The 17,731-nt window shown below is 44.3% G+C and carries 17 protein-coding genes and 1 pseudogene; 8 read left to right on the forward strand and 10 right to left on the reverse strand.

From position 1 onward, the window contains the following. Positions 1–38: 38 nt before the first annotated feature. On the forward strand, positions 39–1,628 hold the full coding sequence (locus tag AACT52_RS14325; protein WP_073631557.1) for a glycoside hydrolase family 57 protein: 1,590 nt from the start codon (positions 39–41) through the stop codon (positions 1,626–1,628). A 211-nt stretch (positions 1,629–1,839) separates the two neighbouring features. Here AACT52_RS14325 and AACT52_RS14330 read toward each other — a convergent pair whose 3' ends face one another. Then, positions 1,840–2,526 (reverse strand): Uma2 family endonuclease, encoded by a 687-nt coding sequence (locus AACT52_RS14330; protein ID WP_073631558.1) that lies wholly within the window; start codon positions 2,524–2,526, stop codon positions 1,840–1,842. A gap of 90 nt (positions 2,527–2,616) precedes the next feature. Between AACT52_RS14330 and AACT52_RS14335 the strand changes: the two genes are divergently transcribed. Next, on the forward strand, positions 2,617–2,877 hold the full coding sequence (locus AACT52_RS14335) for a hypothetical protein (protein WP_073631559.1): 261 nt from the start codon (positions 2,617–2,619) through the stop codon (positions 2,875–2,877). Here the strand turns inward: AACT52_RS14335 and AACT52_RS14340 are convergent. The 3 genes from AACT52_RS14340 to petC form a co-directional block, all read right to left on the reverse strand. Next, positions 2,833–3,048, reverse strand: coding sequence for a hypothetical protein (locus tag AACT52_RS14340; RefSeq protein ID WP_143172784.1), 216 nt, complete (start codon positions 3,046–3,048; stop codon positions 2,833–2,835). The two genes, AACT52_RS14335 and AACT52_RS14340, sit on opposite strands and share 45 nt — an antisense overlap. A gap of 83 nt (positions 3,049–3,131) precedes the next feature. Beyond that, entirely contained in the window at positions 3,132–4,133 is a 1,002-nt protein-coding gene (gene petA, locus AACT52_RS14345; RefSeq protein WP_073631560.1) for a cytochrome f, read from the reverse strand. 118 nt (positions 4,134–4,251) lie between these two features. After that, positions 4,252–4,791, reverse strand: coding sequence for a cytochrome b6-f complex iron-sulfur subunit (gene petC / locus AACT52_RS14350; RefSeq protein ID WP_073631561.1), 540 nt, complete (start codon positions 4,789–4,791; stop codon positions 4,252–4,254). Between the two features lie 226 nt (positions 4,792–5,017). On the opposite strand from petC, the gene AACT52_RS14355 reads away from it, so the two are divergent. After that, complete coding sequence (locus AACT52_RS14355; RefSeq protein WP_073631562.1) at positions 5,018–5,329, forward strand: DUF3067 family protein; 312 nt, start codon at positions 5,018–5,020, stop codon at positions 5,327–5,329. 269 nt (positions 5,330–5,598) lie between these two features. Here the strand turns inward: AACT52_RS14355 and AACT52_RS14360 are convergent, their stop codons facing one another. From AACT52_RS14360 to AACT52_RS14375, 4 genes are all read right to left on the reverse strand, one after another. Beyond that, positions 5,599–5,934, reverse strand: a complete 336-nt coding sequence (locus tag AACT52_RS14360) for a tRNA-binding protein (RefSeq protein ID WP_073631563.1) — start codon at positions 5,932–5,934, stop codon at positions 5,599–5,601. Further along, entirely contained in the window at positions 5,931–6,740 is an 810-nt protein-coding gene (gene tatC / locus AACT52_RS14365; RefSeq protein ID WP_073631564.1) for a twin-arginine translocase subunit TatC, read from the reverse strand. The genes AACT52_RS14360 and tatC overlap by 4 nt, the downstream gene beginning before the upstream one ends. A gap of 95 nt (positions 6,741–6,835) precedes the next feature. After that, positions 6,836–9,025, reverse strand: a complete 2,190-nt coding sequence (locus tag AACT52_RS14370; RefSeq protein WP_073631565.1) for a lytic transglycosylase domain-containing protein — start codon at positions 9,023–9,025, stop codon at positions 6,836–6,838. Between the two features lie 776 nt (positions 9,026–9,801). Beyond that, positions 9,802–11,061, reverse strand: coding sequence for an FAD-dependent hydroxylase (locus AACT52_RS14375; RefSeq protein ID WP_073631566.1), 1,260 nt, complete (start codon positions 11,059–11,061; stop codon positions 9,802–9,804). A 161-nt stretch (positions 11,062–11,222) separates the two neighbouring features. Here AACT52_RS14375 and AACT52_RS14380 point away from each other — a divergent pair, with 161 nt between their 5' ends. Beyond that, positions 11,223–11,642, forward strand: coding sequence for a hypothetical protein (locus AACT52_RS14380; RefSeq protein ID WP_143172785.1), 420 nt, complete (start codon positions 11,223–11,225; stop codon positions 11,640–11,642). 269 nt (positions 11,643–11,911) lie between these two features. Here AACT52_RS14380 and AACT52_RS14385 read toward each other — a convergent pair whose 3' ends face one another. Together AACT52_RS14385 and AACT52_RS14390 are read right to left on the reverse strand one after the other, a co-directional pair. Continuing rightward, positions 11,912–12,127 carry a hypothetical protein gene (locus AACT52_RS14385; protein ID WP_073631568.1) on the reverse strand — a complete coding sequence of 72 codons (216 nt, stop codon included), beginning with the start codon at positions 12,125–12,127 and terminating at the stop codon, positions 11,912–11,914. Between the two features lie 268 nt (positions 12,128–12,395). Beyond that, positions 12,396–13,151, reverse strand: coding sequence for a YebC/PmpR family DNA-binding transcriptional regulator (locus AACT52_RS14390; protein ID WP_073631569.1), 756 nt, complete (start codon positions 13,149–13,151; stop codon positions 12,396–12,398). 124 nt (positions 13,152–13,275) lie between these two features. Here AACT52_RS14390 and AACT52_RS14395 point away from each other — a divergent pair, with 124 nt between their 5' ends. From AACT52_RS14395 to AACT52_RS14410, 4 genes and pseudogenes are all read left to right on the forward strand, one after another. Next, on the forward strand, positions 13,276–14,601 hold the full coding sequence (locus AACT52_RS14395) for an ABC transporter substrate-binding protein (RefSeq protein WP_073631570.1): 1,326 nt from the start codon (positions 13,276–13,278) through the stop codon (positions 14,599–14,601). A 356-nt stretch (positions 14,602–14,957) separates the two neighbouring features. After that, complete coding sequence (locus AACT52_RS14400) at positions 14,958–16,121, forward strand: MFS transporter (protein ID WP_073631587.1); 1,164 nt, start codon at positions 14,958–14,960, stop codon at positions 16,119–16,121. Positions 16,122–16,348: 227 nt separating this feature from the next. Continuing rightward, the gene (locus tag AACT52_RS14405; RefSeq protein WP_158054635.1) at positions 16,349–16,516 is read left to right on the forward strand and encodes a hypothetical protein; all 168 of its coding nucleotides are present in this window, start codon (positions 16,349–16,351) and stop codon (positions 16,514–16,516) included. Between the two features lie 782 nt (positions 16,517–17,298). Next, a pseudogene (locus AACT52_RS14410) lies at positions 17,299–17,731 on the forward strand (tetratricopeptide repeat protein); the annotation flags it as partial.

Consider the following 17,731-nt stretch of genomic DNA (forward strand, 5'->3'; position numbering starts at 1 on the left):
ACCTTCAATTAATAGGTAACACCCCGGAACTATTTATTATGGCTATCGGCTACGTTGCGCTTGTACTCCACGCACACCTGCCCTTCGTTCGTCACCCAGAAAGTGACTATGTGCTGGAAGAAGAATGGCTTTATGAAGCCATCACTGAAACTTACATTCCCTTGCTACGAGTCTTTGAAGGCTTAAAGCGAGACGGCGTTGATTTTAAAATCACGATGAGTATGACACCACCTCTTGTGTCGATGCTCCGTGATCCTTTGCTGCAAGAACGCTACGACGCCCACTTAGCCAAGCTAGAAGAACTTATACAACTAGAACTCGAACATAATGCGCACAATGGTCATATCAAGTATTTAGCCGAGCATTACGCCAGTGAGTTTAAGGCGATACGAGAAGTTTGGGAAAGCTACAAAGGGGACTTAGTAACAGCTTTTAAGCAGTTTCAAGATACTAATAATGTAGAAATCATCACCTGCGGTGCCACCCACGGCTACCTACCGCTGATGAAAATGTACCCGCAGGCTGTGTGGGCACAGATTAAGGTAGCGTGCGAACACTACGAGGAAACTTTTGGACAGCCACCCAGAGGTATTTGGTTGCCAGAATGCGCCTACTACGAAGGTGTAGATCGAATGTTAGCCGATGCAGGGTTGCGCTACTTCCTCACTGATGGACATGGCATTCTTTATGCCCGTCCTCGTCCGCGATTTGGCGGCTATGCCCCAATTTTTACAGAAAGTGGTGTCGCTGTCTTTGGTCGAGATCATGAATCTTCACAGCAGGTGTGGTCTTCTGAGGTAGGCTATCCTGGTGCGCCGGAATACCGGGAATTTTATAAAGACTTGGGCTGGGAAGCTGAATATGAATACATCAAGCCCTACATCATGCCCAACGGTCAGCGGAAAAATACGGGCATTAAGTATCACAAAATTACTGGACGCGGTTTAGGGTTAGGAGATAAGGCGCTCTACGACCCCTACTGGGCAAGGGAAAAAACTGCGGAACACGCTGCTAATTTTATGTATAATAGAGAACAGCAAGCTGGACATCTCTATGGTATAATGCATCGTCCGCCGATTATTGTTTCTCCCTACGATGCAGAGTTATTTGGACATTGGTGGTACGAGGGTCCCTGGTTCATCGATTACCTGTTCCGCAAGTCCTGGTTTGACCAAAAGACTTATGCAATGACCCACTTGGCAGATTATCTGCGGGCGGAACCAACTCAGCAAGTCTGCCGTCCTTCGCAATCGAGTTGGGGTTATAAAGGATTTCACGAGTATTGGTTGAACGAAACAAATGCGTGGATTTACCCACATCTGCATAAAGCAGCAGAACGGATGATTGAAATATCAAAGCGGGAACCAGCGGATGAGTTGGAATGGAAAGCGTTGAACCAAGCGGCGCGGGAATTGTTGTTGGCGCAATCTTCCGACTGGGCATTTATTATGCGAACGGGAACGATGGTACCTTATGCTGTTAGAAGGACGCGATCGCACCTCATGCGTTTCAACAAGCTTTACGAAGACGTTAAAATCGGCAAAATCGATAGTGGTTGGCTGGAAAAAGTTGAGTTGATGGACAATATTTTCCCTAATATCAACTACCGAGTGTATCGACCGTTGTAATTATAGGGGTTTTGACTTAGCTCAAATACGCCAAGAACCTCACCCCACTGGCACCGAGAGGAGTTGCGGGTGAGGTGCTTTGGTATTAGGGTATTGCAACAAATAAATTATCCATCTTGTGGGGTGGGCGTCCCCGCCCGCCCAGTTAATAGGACGGGCTAGAAGCCCATCCCACAAGAAAAAGTTGGATATTTTTTAATTTGGGAGTCCCTTATAGGGTATCTGGGTCAATGTTCAATTCTCTAAGTTTAGCGGCTAAGCGTTGCGCTTTCTCTTCAGCAGCTTGTCGTGCTGCTGCTTCTTCCTCATAGCTTAGCAGTGTTTGACCTGTCGCTGGGTCGTAGAAGCGCATTTCTCCTGATTGAATTCGCAACTCTAAACCCAAGACTTCACTGGATAAGGATACTGTACCATCTGGCAGAGTACTGGTAGGAACTGGGAAATAATTTCCATCGACTAAGCGCAAACCTTGGAGTTGGGGAGTGAGATAATCTCCTGTGGGGTCATACTGATAATATTCGCGAACTCCCAAAAAGGCGTAAATTCCTTTTTTTGCACCTTGGTCTTTTGTACGAGTTGCTTTTGAGGTAATCTCTAAAACAAAATCAGGTGTTTTATTATTTTCTTCCCAAGTTTTATAAGAGCGTCTATCACGATTGTCTACTCCAAAGACCACAAATATATCTGGTGCTACAACTGATTCTGGATTACCCTGTTCGTAGTAAATAAATAAATTGCCAGCAACATATACATCAGAACGGTTTTGGAAATATAGCCGTAGCGCGTTTCTTGCATAAGTTAAGTAACTGCACTGGATATCTCCTTCAGCCATCGGCTTACCGTCCTCATCTGGGTATTCAATTGGAGTAATGGGGAAATACTCTACTGCGGCTGTCATTGGCAATCCCTCAACTCATTAGGAGCTTAGGTTATATACTATCGCTCAGAATCCCGTCCCCATGACTGGGAGGCTGGGAAATCACGAGGAATTCCAAATCCTTTATCCGAGAAAAATAGGACTTACGCAACTGTTTGGATAACAGCTAGTTTGCTCGAATTAGTTTTTACAACAGGGGTTGTGAATACAGGGTTAGACGCACTTGCTTTTGGCTCTTTATTTACTTGGGCGTGGCTAGAATTATTTCAAGGCGTTAATTATTTTCGTAGAGCGCTAGGTCTTGGTGTGCTTATTGGTGTTATCGCGTCAAGAACTTTGGGTATTGATGTACTTGGCTCTTTCGCTCTTTGATTCGAGGGGCGATCGCGCAGTCCCAGATGAAGGTGTGCGATCGCTATGAAGCGCATAACAAAGGCGATCGCTTTCCCGCCAAGAAGCTGCGATTGCGATTCGGGGCAGTGGCGGAGCCAATCGCCCTTTGGGCGGCTCCAGAGGAGCATCGCCACGCTCATTCTCTGTCATAAAGGTGCCACGCAAAGCGGTTTTGTACCGCAAAAAAAAACAGGCATTTTGCCTGTCTTATAACTCACAAATTGGCTCTTAATTTAGAAATTCATTTCTGCAGCTTGTACTTTTTCAACCTGCTTCTTCTTGAGAACAAGCATAACTTGAGCCAACATGACAAGTGCGACAAATGCAATCAACCATTGAACTCTGCTGGCATCTTGTAGCACGATTTCCCCATCATCTTGACCGAATCCACCAACGTTTGGATTGTTGGTCAAAGGATCATCTTTCTTGACTGCTTGCCCTTCGGAAACAATCAATTCTGGTCCAACGGGAATGGTATCAACAACTGTATCCCCAGATTCTGGCTGGATGCTAACTTGATACTTGACGTTACCGTCTTCATCTTCTGTTTTGGCGATTTTGCTAACTGTACCAGTAGCAGAAGCAGCATATACTGCGTTGTTGCTCTTTTCGCCTGTTGGGTAAATTTGTCCGCGTCCCCGGTTAGCACCTAGGTGAACAGCATACTTACCAAACTGTATGTTCTTGTCCGTTGCGGGGTTGGGAGAAAGAACGGGGAAGACGATTTCCTGATATTGTTCACCAGGTAGTGGTCCGATGATAACGACGTTTTCTTTCTCTTCGCTGTAGGGTTGGTAGAACAAACCTTCGACTTCTTCTTTCCACTCCTCAGGAATGCGTTCTTCCGGAGCAATTTTGAAGCCTTCTGGTAGCATCAGCACAGCACCAACGTTTAAGCCGGTTTTGGAACCATCGGCACCCACCTGCTGCAAGCTGGTATCGTAGGGAATTTTGACCACGGCTTTAAATACCGTGTCAGGTAGAACAGACTGGGGAATTTCTACTTCGGCTGGCTTTGCTGCTAGGTGACAGTTGGCACACACAATCCGCCCTGTCGGTTCGCGAGGGGTTTCGGGGTAGGTTTGCTGTGCCCAAAAGGGATATGCTGAAGCCGCTTGAGGAAAGGCGAAATCGCTGGTGAAGAAAAATGTCACTGTAGCGATCGCTATAAGCAATGTTTTTACAACTGCTCTAGCACTGCGAGCTATACTCGCCGTTTGACAAACATTTCTCATCTCTATAAGGACAACTTGGACAACGTTCTCTGATATTAGTTATTAGTCATGCCTGATGTGTCATTAGTCAAGAGTCAAATTTCGACTCCAGACTCGGTCCTATGCACTTTAGTCCTGATTAAGCCCACCAAGGTGCTTCCCCAGTGCGGAAGTCGGTTTCACTCCATTGAGTTAGAAGAATTTTGTCTTCTTCTACTTTTGCATGACTCAAAGCCAAAGATAGCGGTGCTGGACCCCTAACAACCTTACCAGTAGCGTCGTACTGTGAACCATGACAGGGACACTTAAACTTGTTCTCTGCTGCATTCCAAGGAACAACACAACCTAAGTGGGTGCAAACAGCGTTAATACCGTAATCAGTAATCGCCTCTTTGCTATCTACCACAATATAGGTAGGGTCTCCCTTGAGTCCTTGAACCAGAACGCGATCGCCTACATTATGGCTTTCTAAAAACTTGCTAACGCTGACATTGTTGCCCAACTCGTCCTTTGCTGTTGTACCACCACCAGCACCACCAGTTGCTGGTGGAATAAAATACTTGACAACGGGATACAATGCTCCCAGTGCGACTCCGGTTACAGTTCCAAAAGTCAGAAGATTCATGAATTGACGACGCCCCATATCGGGAACGTCCACTGATTCAGAAAATTGCGCCATAACCTACGCGTTCATTGTGTATTTTGTTAACAGATTTTACAAGAGTTTCTCATGAAAAAACTCTTGTCTGAGCCAAAATGATAATACCTACAAGGATGCGAGAATGCTCTATGCAAAGATATTTCTAGCATCTTTCTTAGTAGGATTACATTTCTTTATAGTCCTATCATACTTGAGTAATGGAACTTAACATCATAACTAAATGTAAAAATATCTGAGAAAAGCTATGACGGGACAGGAATTACACCAACTATTGATTGAGAAGTGGGGACGCTCTTATGATGTCCAGTTGCGTCGGACACAGGGTAAAATATTCTTACAAGTTATGTGGAAATATTTAGAGCAAGCTTCCTTTCCATTAAGTGAGGCAGACTACCAAGAGCATCTCGAGAGTATCGCCAATTATCTTACTGGCTTGGGTTGTGAGACACAGGTGAAAAACTATATTAGAGAAACACGAGAACGCCCACGACTTGGTAAAGCTGTGAGCATGCCTTTAGATTTGGGTGAACGCGCTGCGGAATGGTTGATTGAGTAGTTGAAAGTATGAACGGCATGAGACGGGTGTAGACGCCTTAGACATTCAGCGGCGTGGTGTTAGGGCGAACGAAGCCCTTGTTGAAGGGTAGGCGAGTACCGCTGCTTTGGAAGTCAAAAGTCAAAAGTCAAAAGTCAAAAGTCAAAAGTCAAAAGTCAAAAGTCAAAAGTCAAAAAGCTTATTACGTAGGCTTTTCACTGCTTTGGAATGGTAGCTTTATTTTCGCCGCGTTGTACTAGGGCGCTAAGAAAAGAATAGAAAGAAAATTGTTATAGAATTCTTTTACCTAGAGGTACGTCTCTATCTGGCTGAATTAACACCACTTCACCATCGTCTAGTACTACGCCTAAGACAAGAACTTCAGACATAAAATCAGCGATTTGACGGGGTGGAAAGTTTGTGACAGCTAATATTAACCTGTGTGTTAAATCTTGTTTTTGATATAGTTTGGTAATTTGAGCGCTAGATTTTTTGATACCCAAATCACCAAAGTCTATCCAAAGTTTGTATGCTGGTTTGCGCGCTTCGGGAAAATCTTCTAATTTGATGATTTTACCAACACGAATTTCTACTTTTTCAAAGTCTTCATAGGAAAATTGTGTCATTTTCCTATCAGTTTAACTAAACCAATACCACCAAAGTAAAGCCCGAGCACAGCTCCTGCTAAAAGACTTTGGGTGAAGGGATCTGTTGAAGGTGTGAGAATTGCTCCTAAAATCACTGCCCCCAAAATGACGTAGCGCCAACCAGAAAGCATTTGTTTAGAAGAAACAATCCCTAAAGCACCAAGTAGCACTTGGATGATGGGGATTTGAAATGCTAATCCAGTACTAAAGAGCAGCAACAAGACAAATTCAAAATACTTGTCAATCGACCACAGTTGCTCGACTACGTCTGCACCATAGCTGATAAAGAATTTTAGAGCAGCTGGTATCAACAAAAGGTAGGCAAATATTATCCCGCCAGCAAACAGAACACTTGAGCCCAAAACCACAGGTCCGAGTAAGCGGCGTTCGCGCCGAGTCAGTCCAGGGAGGACAAACTGGATAATTTGGAATAGCACAAAAGGGCTAGACAACACTAACCCACTGTAGCCTGCGACTTTCAGGGAGACAAAGAAATATTCTCCCGGAGCCAGTTGCAGAAACTTTACTCCCTGTGCTGGCACTTCTAGCAGCTGAACAATCGGCTTAACCGCTAAAAAGCAGCCGATAACACCTACTGCTACAGCAATTAACGAGTAAAAAATTCGCTGTCGCAACTCCTCTAGGTGATCGAAAATTGACATTTCGATTTCACCAGGCAATTCATCAAGAGGATCTATAGGATCTATTTCTGGTTTTGAGTCGCCTTGTACTTCAACGTCAATACTAGGAGGAGTTGTTGTGTCTATGTCTTGTGAAGATGTCATGAGTTAGCTAGAGAGCATCACCTTTTAACCATTGTACTGGGAAGCAGGTGGATGTAGAGACGCTTTCATCTCTAGCGCCTCTGCACTCTTTAACATCACTGAAGCGGTAATTCTGGGTGTTCAGCCGAATATTTTGATACTATTTGGGAAATTTCCGGGTTGTAAAGTCTCAGGTAATTCCAGTAGTTACCAAACACCTGACGCACGTAATTTTTGGTTTCATCGAAGGGAATTGATTCTACAAATTCATCTGGGTCTTCCTTAGGGAGAATTGGCAACCATTTGCTAACGTTACCAGGACCAGCATTGTAACTAGCAATTGCGAGTAGGGAGTTATTGCCATACTGCTGATGAGTGTGATCCAAATACCAAGTCCCAAACATAATATTGTCGTTAGGGTTTTGTAAATCAATTTTTTTGGTATCGAACTGAATTTGTGGGGCAATCCATTTAGCTGTATTTGGTAGTACCTGCATTAAACCAGTCGCACCAGCTGTAGAACGAGCTTTTGTCTCAAACCGCGACTCCTGACGTATGAGGGCAGTAACGAGCAGAGGGTTTAGCTGACGTTTTTCGGACCATGTCTCAATTTCCTTAAGATAGGGGAAGGGATAACGCGCTTGCCAGTAAGTGATCTGTTTGCTTAAAGCTTGATATTCAGCTTGTTCTTGCGGCGTTTCTCGGTCTTCCAATTTAGAAATTTGATCAATTCCCTTGATATTTTCTCCTTTTGCCAGCTGCATCAAACCATCGGTAAATTCCTCTGCGACTGTTGGCTGCATTTTGTTCTGAAATTCCGTCTGCCACTGCAACCAAGCATCGCGGTCTTGACCGAGTAAGTACAATTCCTTAAAAGTTTCCGAACCCGCGGTTGGTAACGGACGCTGGATTGGGACGACCTGTGGGTTCATCTTACGCACTGTGTTGAAATTGCCAACATTCAGTCCCAAGGTTGCCGCTGCTCGCCACGAATAATAAGAGTAGGGAAAATTGCTGATTGTATACTCAAAAGCTTGTTTTGCCTCTTGGTTTTTCCCTAGTTTGCTTGCCCACTTGGCAACCCAAAAGCCGGCTCTGGGAGCCAAAATACTGTTGGGGTTATTTTTGGGAATCGGTTCTGCCCATTGCCATGCAGCTTTATAATCTTTTGCCTTCGCTTTTTGTTGTGCCATTTTCCAGCGATACTCTGCGGCTTCCTCAGAGTTGCCATACTTGGTAAGAAGGAGCTTCAGAGCTTCAGAGGCTGCTTTTTGATCTTGAGTTTGAAGAATTTTGATTTTTTCTACCAGCGCTGTACCTGCTTTGTCAGGGAATTTACTAATGACCTGGTTGAGATAAGGCAAGGCGTCTTTACGTACTGTTGCCATTTCTGCTAAACGCATCAAAGCAGTGCCAGTTTCTTTTGCATCCGGAAATGTTTTCACCAGTTGTTGATACATGACAACGGCTTCTGCTCGTTGTCCGCCTACCTGCAATCCCCGTGCAACGCGGTAATAGTTTTGGGGTGTGCGCGTGGCTTTGCCATATGCTGTCGCCGCTTTACCAAATTCACTGTTTTCCCAGTAAGCCGTACCAATAATTTCCCATTCTTCAGGTTTTAGGGTGGAGTTGTTCGCCAGCTGATCTAATACAGGAACAATTCCTAGTTGGTCATAAGCGTATTTAGCCAAGACTAACTGTAATTGCGGCTGATTGGGATTTTCCTGCAATCGCTTACGGATAATTTCCCAAGTTAGGGGATGCGAAGGAAATTCCGCGATCGCTTTGTCCTGATACTCTGGTAGGGCAATCAGATACAAAGCTTTCGCTGCTGCTGCTTGTTTGGGGTACTCTTTCACCACTTTCTGCCTCAGATCCGAGGCTTTGCCTTCTTCTCCTAGGAGTTCCTCTGCTTGCGCTTGCTTGAGCAACACATAAGGCGCAAGGAGTGGGTAATCTTTCTCTAATCCTTTTAGTAACTCAAGCGCAGGTTTAGCTTGCTTCCTTTCAATTAAGTCACTTGCTAAAAGATAACGAGCGCGATTTCGATCTGCTGATTTTGCCCCCTCCTTGAGCGCTTCTAATTTTGCAGCACGTTCTTGTGGAGATTGTGACACCAAGGCAAAAACGGGTGATTTAGCTTTGCTTTCTTCCGAAAGCTGTTCAGGCTGAATCTTCCGTGGTTTAAGCCATTGTCCTACTGATTTTCCTATTTCGGGAGCTGACACGATTGCCCCAGCTAAAAAGGCACACAGTCCTGCACCCGCAATTAGAGAAATATGCTTTGTCTGTAGCTTCTTCAGCATCGATTCCCGCTGCAAATTTCACATGAATTTCTTGCCACTTTAGCATTACTAGTGGTCAACGTCGTCAGTTTTAACTTTTGTATTTTTAATCTTGGGGATCGATGAGATGTCAATCTCAAATCCGAACTTATCATTGACAGTTTGTTAAGTTAGATAATCTTTGTCATATCTCATAAAACAAAGACATATTACTCCAACTATAAAATCCATCTTTATCAAGATAAACACTGAATTAAATTGTCTTACTGTATTTTATATAACAAATATATCATCTAAAAAATTGAGGAGAATTTTAGGAATTAAACACTTTTTATAGAAATACTAGTACAAAAACATACAATTATTTTGTCAACAATGCTGTTAATAGTTAAGTCTTTGGATGAACCTTTATTTGCATTTTTATCCCCCTAATGGAGGATGCCAGCAAGATATAAGTATCAATATCAATATATTCTTTCACCATAGTATTTTAGAAACTTTGGTGAGCGATCGCTAAGCCATATAATTTTTGGAATTATAGCGGTTCTGGTGTTGAGTGCAATACATAAGAAATAAGAACCACAGATGGACACAGATGGACACAGATGAATAATGACTTCATCCAAACGAGAAGGGCGGTATTTTCTTTACAATTGTGCTTGTTTCGTCTAAATACACACGACTACAAGAGTCCTAAGTAGCGAGTATTGAGTTCGTAGTAGAATACAGGAAACTTGGAGAAAGTTAATTTGAACTCATCGCTTAGGACTTAGCACTGAATGGGTTTTGCTTGCAATTTACTGCTGTGCTAATTTCGGAACCCGCCCCTTCAAACCGATCATCAGCTTCAAAGAAAATATTTTGACCACAGGTACTCGACGCATGATCCATAACCCGAGGCGGCGAACTACCACAACTGGCAAAATATTATTAGAAAACATTCGGTCTAACAAATCAGTGAAACCTAAAATTGTCAAGTTCTCCCGCTTACGCCAGCGTTCGTAACGTTTGAGGATTTGAATGTTACCAATATCTTCACCTTTTGCATTCGCCTCTTGCAACACTTGCGCCAAAGCAGCAACATCGCGAATGCCCAAATTTAAACCTTGTCCGCCGACAGGATGGCAATTGTGCGCTGCATCACCAACTAAAGCGAGTCGGTGGAGAACATAGCGATCGCTTTGCATGAGTTGGACTTGAAAAATAAAGCGATCGCCCAATAATTCTAACTTGCCCATCTGATTGCCATAACGCGCTTGTAATTCTGCTAAAAATTGCTCATCATCCAAAGCGCACAAAGCTTTTGCTTCTTCATGAGGGGCAGTCCAGACAATCCGGCAACGGTTTCCTGGCAAAGGTAAAATCGCAAACGGACCACTTGACTGGAATTTTTCGTATGCTGTGTTGTTGTGGGATTTTTCTGGTTTGACAAAGGCAACAATACAAGATTGCCAATATTTCCAGCCGTGGGTTTTAATTCCAGCAGCTTGACGAATACGGGAACGTGAACCATCTGCGGCTACCACTAATTTAGTGCGAACCGTCTGCATCTGGTCTGCAAATTTGATCTCTATCGTCACCACATCCTGCTGATACTCGATATTCACCACTTCTCCAGGACATAAATATGTCACATGAGAACAATCTTTGACAAACTCCTGCAAGGGATGCAACAGTGCTTGGTGTTCCGCCACGTAACCTAAATCTTGTGCGTTTATATCCCCGGTTTCCCATTCCACCACACCGGGATAATCACCATCTGAAAGACGCACACGGCGATAACTCTCAATGTTGGGCAATATTTTGTCCCAAATTCCAATTCCTTGGTAAATCAGCGCCGAAAGCATATGCACTGCGTAAGCCTGCCCTTTGGCGACTGCTGCTGATTCTACTTTTGCCTCCACCAGCAGTACGCTTAAGCCGGAATCTTTCAATGCAGAGGCTAGAGTTAAGCCAACTATCCCGCCACCGACGATAACCAAATCATAATCATATCCCCGCTTCTGTGTTGATGTTTGGGGAGCGTTAAAGGTTTGAGAAAGCTGCGCTTGCGCCATTGTTAAGATAAATTACAGGGTTTTAATTCTTATTTTGACGCAAGCAGCCGCTGGAGAGCAAGTTTCAAGCGTGTTGCATCCAAATGAAAACCGCTATAAACAAAAAAGCTCGCTGTTGATAACAGCGAGGCAAAATTTGAAGAGCATGAGGATATATACTTTTGACCGAAATGCTTTTCTGCTTCAGTCCTAGACTAACTATTGCTTATTTACCTGAAGAAGTTGGGGCAGTAGGTGTGGACTCAGTAGTAGGTGTTGTAGGTGTACCGCTTGTAGATGTTGTAGGTGTACTACCTGTAGATGTCTTGGCACTAGAATTGCTGGAGGGACGACGGGAAGTCTTTTTTCCGGTGGTAGAAGTACCAGGTTTCTTCTTTTTACCGGTGGAAGGTTTGGTAGTAGTATTACCAGGTTTGGTCATACCACCAGATGTAGTTGCACCAGGTGTAGTTGCACCAGGTGTAGTTGCACCAGGTGTAGTGGGAGAAGGCGTTTGTGCATGTACAGTAGGTGCAGTTAGGGCTACAGGAGCAGCAACAACAACAGACAGAAGTAAAGCTTTTGCGATCTTGAGCATTTGAAACTTTTATTATTCAAGAATCAACAATTCAAGTATCTCAACAAGATGTGTCATTGCCGTGTTATTGATGTGGAGTTTCTGTGTAAAATTCTGCCTTTATTTTTTCTCCAAAAATTGGTCTAGGCGACTATTTGCTAACTAGAAAATAGAAAAAACCCCGTTGGAGCTTGAGGAACGCTACGGGGTGATTTTGTGTTATTTATCTCAATGAAGAGTAATAACAATTAAAGTTTTTGTAGGGCTACTAAAAATTGTATAGGTTAACACTAACTATTTCTTCACACTGCTTTGAGTATGGGAGGCTTTGTGCTTGCCATGATGATTTTTGTGATGAGTTTTAGTGGCTTTGGTACCAGCAGCAGGCTTGGCAGCAACAGTTGTAGTCTTCGCAGGAGTAGCAGTTTTGGCTTGGACAGACGGTACGCTCAGGGCTACAGGAGCAGCAAATACCAGAGCTACGAGTACAGCTTTAGCGAAGTTGTTCATTTGAGAATTTTCATTTGAAAATCAACAATCTAACTATTTCAGAAAGTTGTGTCAGCCTCATGTTATTGATGTGGAGTTTCTGTGTAGATTTTTGCCCTGTTCATATTTCAAACGCCCAAGCCATGTTTACAGCCAATAGTTGCAAGCTGACAGCATTTTTTCATTCCAGAAATTACAAATTACATCTCCCAAGCTTTGCGCTTATCAGTACCTAATTTGTTCTAATTCCACCGCTTTTGAAAATTCTAAAATCAATTCATTTCCTTGCTCAAGCCATCACAGCCATCAGTTGTTCTGACATATCAAAATTTGCCGTAACATTTTGTACATCATCTAAACCTTCTAGGGTATCTATGAGTTTGAGAAGCGATCGCGCCTGATCTGGATCACTCACTTCTACACTATTGCTAGGAATCCAGCGCAGTTCGGCATCAGTTACCTTAAAGCCCTTTTCTTTCAGGGTTTGGCTGAGGTTCTCTAAATCAACGACTTCGGTAAACACCTCAGCAGTTTGCTCCTCAGTCATCTCATAAGACTCGGCACCACCTTCGAGAGATGCTTCTAAAAGCTGTTCTTCATCATCAACTCCCTCAACAGTACAAACGCCTTTTTGAGCAAACATCCAGCTGACGCAACCTGTTTCACCGAGATTACCACCGTTTTTACTGAAGGCAACACGTAAGTCAGCAGCAGTACGATTGCGATTATCTGTTAGGGCTTCAACGAGGATAGCAACTCCTCCAGGACCGTAACCTTCGTAACGAATCGCTTCTAAACTAGACGCACCGCCTGAGAGTGTACCTGCACCTTTGGCGATCGCCCTTTCTATATTCTCATTAGGAAGACCCGCCGCCTTTGCTTTTTCAATTGCCGTGCGAAGTTGAAAATTTCCTGTTGGATCTGGAACGCCACTTCTCGCCGCCACAATAATCGCACGGGACCACTGGGTGAAAGTCTTACCCTTTTTTGCATCGACTACTGCTTTTTGGCGCTTAATATTTGCCCATTTACTGTGTCCTGCCATATTCGGAAATTAATATGCTATCTACTCACCAGATACGATATAGCTAGATTCTAGCTTTTGCATACTCATCCTTAAGTTTCCCAAAAAATGGGAACTTAATGTTAAACCACTTGACAACGCACTCATGAAATTCATTAAAATTCCTACTTACCCTTTCCTTAGAGCAAGGTTATTGATTTTACTCATAGTGGGCATCTTGATTTTGACTGGATGTCAAGCTTTACCAGAAGGCGAGAAAACAGATCAAGTGATTCATGTGACTTTATGGCAGGGGGTAAATCCGCCGCCAAATCGCGATGTGTTGCAAAAGCTGGTAGACCGATTTAATCAAACGCACCCAAATATCCAGGTAGAGTCCCTTTATGTGGGACAACCAGATCAGCAAATGCCAAAGATTTTATCAGCGGTGGTAGGAAATGCACCACCAGATTTGTTGTGGTATAACCCAGCAATTGGCGGTCAACTCGTGGAATTGAATGCGTTGACACCTATAGATGAAATGTTAGCAAACTCACCAGTCAAAGCAGAAATTGACCCTGCTTTGTTTGAGTCAATGGAATACAAGGGGAAAATTTGGTCGGTGCCGTTTGCGACAAATAATGTTGGTATTTACTACCGACCGAGTTTGTTTCAAGCAGCAGGAATTCGTGAATTACCCCGCACTTGGGAAGAGTTGCGTCAAGTTGCTAAAAAATTGACTCGTGATACAAATGGTGACGGAAGTATAGACCAACACGGCATTTTTCTCCCTTTAGGAAAGGGAGAATTTTCGGTATTTATCTGGTTACCGTTTATGTGGAGTGGCGGCGGTGAGTTGGTTAGTGGTGACGTACTGCAAGCAGCAGCAGTGGAATTAAAAGATAATAAAGGTGCTACTGCCGCTTTGCAATTGTGGCGCGATTTGATTACTGATGGTTCAGTAATTTTATCTGGACCAGAACGAGGTTATGAAACAGATAATTTCATTGCTGGTAAAGTAGCAATGCAAATCACCGGTCCTTGGACTCTAGGATATTTGCAACAAGATATTCCCAACGGAGATTTTGCTGTTTTTCCGATTCCCGTTGGTGAACGTCCTGCTACTAGCACTGGTGGTGAAAATCTGTTCTTATTCAAAACGACACCAGAACGGCAAAAAGCAGCATTTACTTTTGCAGAATATGTTTTAAGTGAAGAATTTCAGACAGAATGGGCGTTGGGAACTGGATATTTACCTGCGAATATGAAGTCGCGTCAAAATCCGAAATATCTGGCATATCTTGAGGAACAACCAGCAGTGAAAGTGTTTTTGGAGCAGGCAAAATATGGGCGCAGTCGTCCAATTTTTCCGGGTTATAATCGGGTTTCAGAAAATATCGGGCGAGCGTTGGAATCTGTGATGTTGGGGAAAAGTACGCCTCAAGAAGCACTCAAAGAATCTCAGCAGCGCTTAGATTTGATTTTTAAGTAGACAGGCGATAACTTTTTTGTTGGAACCGCAGATAAACGAGGCATTGGTGTCAACTTAAGGTGAAAACCGTATAGAACAAGCTTTTAGAGATTGCCTCGTTCCCAGCCTCAGGCTGGGAATGCCTACTGGGAGGCTCTGCCTGCCTTACTTGAGGCAGAGCCGCCCCCACCGCATTTCCAGGTGGAACCTGGAAACGAGATTTAACGAGATTAAAGACAGGGTTTTAGCTTAAGTTGACACCAATCGGCAGAGAACAGCCCCTACAAAGAACCTGTATTTCACCCAAGTGAATGCTAAATAAGCAACTGGAGTCTTATCCTGTGAGAATTGTTAACAATAACGCATCTACCAAAAGAGTGAACCAAGACCCATTAGGGCGCAAACTCGTCTGGATCATGGCGATCACAAGTGGGGCGGCGGCTGCTAATCTATACTACAACCAACCCCTACTGGCGGTTATTGCCCAAAGCTTACAGGCTCCTAGTCATGCCACTGGGTGGATTCCTATAGTGACGCAAATTGGTTACGCCTTGGGAATTTTTCTCCTCGTTCCGCTGGGCGACTTGATGGAAAAGCGGAGATTGATTCTGACGATGCTGGTGTTAACATCTGTGGCGTTGGTGGCGGCGGCGGTGTCACTCAACCTTGCTTGGTTGTTGGTTGCGAGTTTGGCGATCGGCATCACGACTATTACCCCACAGCTGATCGTTCCCTTTGCCGCACAACTGGCAAAACCGCAACAGCGAGGAAGAGTTGTTGGCACGGTGATGAGTGGGCTGTTGATCGGAATTCTTTTAGCTAGAACAGTCAGCGGCTTTGTGGGAGCGAGTTTCGGGTGGCGGGAGATGTATTGGCTGGCTAGTGGGTTGATGATTGTTCTGGCTGTTGTCTTGTCTCGAATGCTACCAAAAAGCCAACCATCGCTGCGTGTTTCCTACCCTCAACTGATTGGATCTTTGTTCAAGTTGATCAGACAGCAGCCTATCTTGCGTGAAGCTTCCCTTGCAGGGGCGATGTCCTTTGGTGCTTTCAGCGCTTTTTGGAGTACTTTGGTATTCTTTTTGGCACAGCCACCCTACCATTACGGCAGTGAAGTGACGGGATTGTTTGGGCTGGTGGGTGTGGTGGGAGCGGCGGCGGCTCCTATTGTGGGTAAGATAGCAGATAAGAGAAATCCCAAGCTGACTGTAGGGTTAGGTCTTGTGATTACAAGCTTGTCATTTCTGATTTTCTGGGTCTTTGGTTATCACGTTCTGGGGTTGATTGCTGGGGTTATCCTTCTAGACTTGGGTGTGCAAACCACAATGGTTTCTAACCAAGCGAGAATTTACAGTTTACCTTCAGACTTTCACAGCCGTTTGAATGCACTTTATATTACCTTTTACTTTATTGGTGGAGCGTTGGGTTCGTTCCTTGGTGCTTATGGCTGGAGTCGCTGGCAGTGGCATGGAGTGTGTGCAATGGCTTTAATTATGCTAGGAGTAGCTTTTACTACGTTTATTAAGCGGCGTCAGCGTTGAGGCTATGTTTTATCGCCAGGTTAGGGGCTTCCGAATTGAAGAAGAAGTCAGAATTCTGAATTCTGACTTCTTCTTGACTTGTTGGAAATCCCTTAATACTCGTTCATATCAAGTCCGGTTAAATACTTATCATGACTCTAAGAACCCCACCCCGGTAAAGCTGCGCTTCACCTCCCCTCCCCGCAAGCGGGGAGGGGATTAAGGGGTGGGGTGCAGTTAACGTGGTAATGCCTCGTTCCCAGCCTCAGGCTGGGAATGCCTCCCAAGAGGCTCCGCCTCCCTTACAAAGCGGCACCGCAATGAAAGTGCGTTTCCAGGTAGAACCTGGAAACGAGATTGTCAAAGGGTTGTGGCTTCAGTTGACACCAATGCCGGGATGCCCACCCCACTGTTAGGGGATAATTTATTTGTTGGAAATCCCTTAATACTCGTTCACAAGTTTCTGATACTCGTTCATGAGGTTCTAATACTCGCTAATGAGTGTTTGATACTCGTTCATGAGGTTCTAATACTCGCTAATGAGTGTTTGATACTCGCACACGAGGTTCTAATACTCGTTGATGAGTGTTTGATACTCGCACACGAGGTTCTAATACTCGCGCATCAGTGTTTGATACTCGCGCACGAGGTTCTAATACTCGCGCATCAGTGTTTGATACTCGCGCACGAGGTTCTAATACTCGCGCATCAGTGTTTGATACTCGCGCACGAGGTTCTAATACTCGTTGATGAGTGTTTGATACTCGCGCATGAGTGTTTGACAGGACTTACGCAAAGTCGAGAATGTCATACTGAGCGAAACGGAGTGTAGCGAAGTATCTCGGAGATTCTATGTCTTTCAGACACGCTTCGCGAACGTTTCGCTAGCGCTACACTCAGAATGACAGTTTTTCGTTAAAATGCGTAAGTCCTGTTTGATACTCGTTGACGAGTCTTTGATACTCGCGCATGAGTCTTTGAGACTCGTCTACAAGATTTCTGACACATTTCTCCTTGTGGTTTGTTAGAAAATAATTGAGAGGTAAGCCTAATTTGTAGTCAGCGCTTTAGCGCTAAAGCGCAACTACGAAGCTATCAAAATCTGGGAAAGAGCAATGCTGCGTACTTTTTTACAAAAGATTATCCAAAAAATCACGAGTACGCTAGGATTCACCTCCGCCCAGGAGGCGAGGTAGACATGAGCCCTACGCCCGACACTCAACTCGAGTTTTTATCACAGGTACTCAAAGCTACAGCAGAAAGCAAGGGCGATGCGGCAGTCATACACCCGCTACTGGAAGCTAATATCGATAAATTGGATATGGGCTTTACCCAAGTTTTGCAAAGCTGGGCAATGGCGACTCTGCCAGACTTGGAGACAGAAACAGCACAAAGCATCGCAGGCAATATCGGTAATTTTAGTAACCTGATGCGGGACTTCCCCTTGGGCAACCGGGCGGAGAATTTAGAAATTGCCATTACAGGTTACGAGATAGCATTAACGGTTTTTACCAGAGAACGCTTTCCCATCAAATGGGCAATAACGCAAAACAACCTGGGCAATGCTTACAGTAATCGCATCCGGGGGGAGCGTGCCGAGAATTTAGAAATTGCGATCTCATGCTACACAC

Origin of the sequence: Scytonema sp. HK-05, assembly GCF_963872035.1 — a bacterium.
Classification (GTDB): Bacteria; Cyanobacteriota; Cyanobacteriia; order Cyanobacteriales; family Nostocaceae; genus Kalymmatonema.

Bases quoted from the DNA above. Each gene is read 5' to 3' on its own strand.
- AACT52_RS14325 (WP_073631557.1), top strand. From the start codon at position 39: ATGGCTATCGGCTACGTTGCGCTTGTACTCCACGCACACCTGCCCTTC.
- AACT52_RS14330 (WP_073631558.1), bottom strand. From the start codon at position 2,526: ATGACAGCCGCAGTAGAGTATTTCCCCATTACTCCAATTGAATACCCA.
- AACT52_RS14340 (WP_143172784.1), bottom strand. From the start codon at position 3,048: ATGACAGAGAATGAGCGTGGCGATGCTCCTCTGGAGCCGCCCAAAGGG.
- petA (WP_073631560.1), bottom strand. From the start codon at position 4,133: ATGAGAAATGTTTGTCAAACGGCGAGTATAGCTCGCAGTGCTAGAGCA.
- petC (WP_073631561.1), bottom strand. From the start codon at position 4,791: ATGGCGCAATTTTCTGAATCAGTGGACGTTCCCGATATGGGGCGTCGT.
- AACT52_RS14355 (WP_073631562.1), top strand. From the start codon at position 5,018: ATGACGGGACAGGAATTACACCAACTATTGATTGAGAAGTGGGGACGC.
- AACT52_RS14360 (WP_073631563.1), bottom strand. From the start codon at position 5,934: ATGACACAATTTTCCTATGAAGACTTTGAAAAAGTAGAAATTCGTGTT.
- tatC (WP_073631564.1), bottom strand. From the start codon at position 6,740: ATGACATCTTCACAAGACATAGACACAACAACTCCTCCTAGTATTGAC.
- AACT52_RS14370 (WP_073631565.1), bottom strand. From the start codon at position 9,025: ATGCTGAAGAAGCTACAGACAAAGCATATTTCTCTAATTGCGGGTGCA.
- AACT52_RS14375 (WP_073631566.1), bottom strand. From the start codon at position 11,061: ATGGCGCAAGCGCAGCTTTCTCAAACCTTTAACGCTCCCCAAACATCA.
- AACT52_RS14385 (WP_073631568.1), bottom strand. From the start codon at position 12,127: ATGAACAACTTCGCTAAAGCTGTACTCGTAGCTCTGGTATTTGCTGCT.
- AACT52_RS14390 (WP_073631569.1), bottom strand. From the start codon at position 13,151: ATGGCAGGACACAGTAAATGGGCAAATATTAAGCGCCAAAAAGCAGTA.
- AACT52_RS14395 (WP_073631570.1), top strand. From the start codon at position 13,276: ATGAAATTCATTAAAATTCCTACTTACCCTTTCCTTAGAGCAAGGTTA.
- AACT52_RS14405 (WP_158054635.1), top strand. From the start codon at position 16,349: ATGCCTCGTTCCCAGCCTCAGGCTGGGAATGCCTCCCAAGAGGCTCCG.